This window comes from Paenibacillus sp. MMS18-CY102, from assembly GCF_009789195.1.
Taxonomy (GTDB): Bacteria; Bacillota; Bacilli; order Paenibacillales; family Paenibacillaceae; genus Paenibacillus_T.
Genome location: NZ_WSTC01000071.1, coordinates 1 through 3,868, shown reverse-complemented (window position 1 = coordinate 3,868; position 3,868 = coordinate 1). Strand labels below are relative to the sequence as shown.

General features: G+C 46.6%; 1 protein-coding gene. It reads left to right on the top strand.

Annotated elements, in window-relative coordinates; genetic code table 11:
* A partial coding sequence (locus tag GON22_RS25400) for a fibronectin type III domain-containing protein (protein ID WP_160398851.1) occupies positions 1–3,317 on the top strand: 3,317 nt, incomplete at its 5' end.
* Between the last annotated feature and the right edge of the window lie 551 nt (positions 3,318–3,868).

Genomic DNA, 3,868 nt, shown 5'->3' with positions numbered 1-3,868 from the left:
GTAGGTACTCCGCATCGGTATCTGTTACCGTCGGCCTGGCAACATTAAGTGCGCCGAATGTTACGAAGTTCATAGATAGCGATGGCGGGCTTAACTTAACCTGGACGCAGATTGCAGGAGCGGCACATTATGAAGTAAAACGCTCGGAGACGCCAGGAGGCCCTTATACAAGCATTGGCATTGTGCAAAATGGGTCTTATATGGGCTATCTCGATGTAGATTCAATAAATGGGGACAATCAGTACAAGTCCTATTACTATGTCGTAACGGCAGTGAACGGATCGGCAACGAGTGTGGTTTCCAATGAAATCGCCTTGATTCGCCCGGGTGCACCGACCAACGTTCAAGTGGTAGCAGGAGACACAACCGCAACCGTTACGTGGAATAGCGTGACGCATGCAACCTACTACGGGGTGTATATTGCGACATCCGTAAATGGCACGTACCAGTTCGTTGGCAACACAACAAGCACGACAAAAACGATCACGGAATTAGTAAACGGAACGACGTATTACGTTAAGGTCATTGCAGCGAACAATGATGGATCCAGCAGCTACTCCGCATCGGTATCCGTTACGGTTAGCGGCCAGATCATCATAAGTGCACCAACCAACGTTCAAGTGGTAGCAGGAGACACAACTGCAACGGTAACGTGGGCAAGTGTGACCCATGCAACGTACTACGGAGTGTATATTGCGACATCCGCAAATGGCACGTACCAGTTCGTTGGCAACACAACAAGCACGACAAAAACGATCACGGAATTAGTAAACGGAACGACGTATTACGTTAAGGTCATCGCATCGAATGAAAATGGATCAAGCAGCTACTCCGCATCGGTATCCGTCACAGTTAGCGGCCAGATCATCATAAGTGCACCGACTAACGTTCAAGTCGTGGCAGGAGACACAACTGCAACAGTTACGTGGAATAGCGTGACGCATGCAACCTACTACGGGGTGTATATTGCGACATCCGTAAACGGCACGTACCAGTTCGTTGGAAACACAACAAGCACAACAAAAACGATCACGGAATTAGTGAACGGAACGACGTATTACGTTAAGGTCATCGCATCGAATGAAAATGGATCGAGCAGCTACTCCGCATCGGTATCCGTCACGGTTAGCGGCCAGATCATCATAAGTGCACCGACTAACGTTCAAGTGGTAGCAGGAGACACAACAGCAACGGTAACGTGGGCAAGTGTGACCCATGCAACGTACTACGGAGTGTATATTGCAACATCCGTAAATGGCACGTACCAGTTCGTTGGCAACACAACAAGCACAACAAAAACGATCACGCAATTAGTAAACGGAACGACGTATTACGTTAAGGTCATCGCATCGAATGAAAATGGATCGAGCAGCTACTCCGCATCGGTATCCGTTACGGTTAGCGGCCAAATCATCATAAGTGCACCAACCAACGTTCAAGTGGTAGCAGGAGACACAACTGCAACGGTAACGTGGGCAAGTGTGACCCATGCAACGTACTACGGAGTGTATATTGCAACATCCGTAAATGGCACGTACCAGTTCGTTGGCAACACAACAAGCACGACAAAAACGATCACGGAATTAGTAAACGGAACGACGTATTACATTAAGGTGGTTGCTTCGAACGAAGAAGGATCCGGCAGCTATTCGGCATCGGTTTCCATCACAGTTGGTGGCCAGATCATCATAAGTGCGCCAACTAACGTTCAAGTCGTGGCAGGAGATACAACTGCAACAGTTACGTGGAATAGCGTGACCCATGCAACGTACTACGGAGTGTATATTGCAACATCCGTAAATGGCACGTACCAGTTCGTTGGAAGCACAACCAGCACGACAAAAACAATCACGGAATTAGTAAACGGAACGACGTATTACGTTAAGGTCATTGCAGCGAACAATGATGGATCCAGCAGCTACTCCGCATCGGTTTCCATCACAGTTGGCGGCCAAATCATCATAAGTGCACCAACCAACGTTCAAGTGGTAGCAGGAGACACGACTGCAACGGTAACGTGGGCAAGCGTGGCCCATGCAACGTACTACGGAGTGTATATTGCAACATCCGTAAATGGCACGTACCAGTTCGTTGGAAACACAACAAGCACGACAAAAACGATCACGGAATTAGTGAACGGAACGACGTATTACGTTAAGGTCATCGCATCGAATGAAAATGGATCGAGCAGCTACTCCGCATCGGTATCCGTCACCATCAGCGGTCAGGTAGCATTACTTGCTCCACATATCGCGAAGATGGAAGATGGAGGAATTTACTTATCCTGGGACCAAGTTGCAGGAGCGACGCAATATGAGGTGAAGCGTTCCGAGACACCTGGAGGCCCTTACACAAGCATCGCGATTGTACAAGACGAGCCGTGGCCAGGCTATCTCGATGCCGAGGCAACGAGTGGAGCGAATAAGTATAAGTCTTATTACTATGTCGTAATTGCATTGAACGCTTCGGGAACAGTAGTAATAAGCTCTAATGAAATCGCCCTGAATCGTCCGAGCACACCAACTAATGTTCAAGTCGTAGCGGGAGACAAAACCGCAACGGTTACGTGGAATAGTGTGGCTCATGCAACCTACTATCAAATTTATATTTCGACTTCCGAAAATGGTACTTACAAGTACGTCGGATTCACAACGAGTACGGCAAAAACCATTACGCAATTAGTAAACGGAACGAAGTATTACATTCAAGTAGTTGCAGTGAACGATAATGGGTACAGCAGAAGTTCGTCATCCGTGTCCGTCACAGCCAGCAGCCAGGTAACGTTAAGCGCTCCACAAATTGCAAAAACGGTAGATGGAGGGGTTTACCTGTCCTGGAGCCAGGTTGCAGGAGCGACGCAATATGAAGTGAAGCGCTCCGAGACACCGGGAGGCCCTTACACAAGCATTGCAATTGTGCAGGATGGGGCATGGCCAGGCTATCTCGACACAGAGGCAGCGAGTGCAGAAAATATGTATAAGTCTTACTACTATGTTGTAACTGCATTGAATGGTTCGGCAACGAGTGTAAGCTCCAATGAGATCGCCGTGGTTCGTCCGAGTGCACCGGCCAACGTTCAAGTCGTGGCAGGGGACAAAACAGCAACGGTTACGTGGGATAGCGTGGCTAATGCAAACGGCTATGCGATTTACATTTCGACTTCCGAAAATGGTTCTTACCAGTATGCCGGAAACACGACGGGCACAACAAAAACCATCACGCAATTAGCGAACGGAACGACCTATTATATTCAGGTAGTTGCGGGGAACGATGATGGATCCAGCAGAAGCTCCGAATCTGTTTCCGTCACACTATAAATTCAAGAAACGGAAGCACAACAATACTCAGTATTTCTGCTAATTGCGAAGCACAGTTGTAGAAATATTTGATATTAGAGGTGTCAGAAGGCCAGCACAAAGGTGCTGGTCTTTTTCTTTGTTGTAGGTTTGAAGTTAGAAAGCAATCCAGTAGGTGACTCTTGTCAATGCGACTCTGCAGGCAATTTCCTTGAACGATTAATAAGCTATGAGGGGAATGTGGTGATGGTTAAGGACGAATAAGAACGGATAGCAAAACATATGCGTTAAATTGCTTATCAGTAATTTTCTATAAAATTATTAAATAAAATACACTAGAATTGAGTCTATCGAGAAAATATAATAGTTATAGTGGAGATTTGGAAAAAATAATTCAATTATTGGAAAAAACGCGAACAATCGCACAGGAGGAAAGGCATGCGTTACCACTAGCGTTGCATTAATATTCTCTGAATCTTCATAAATTTCTGTCTAATATACATCGGCGCATAAAAAAATCCTTTACAATAGATATGGAGGTAGCCCCGTCCATAATCCACTGAAAAGGATCA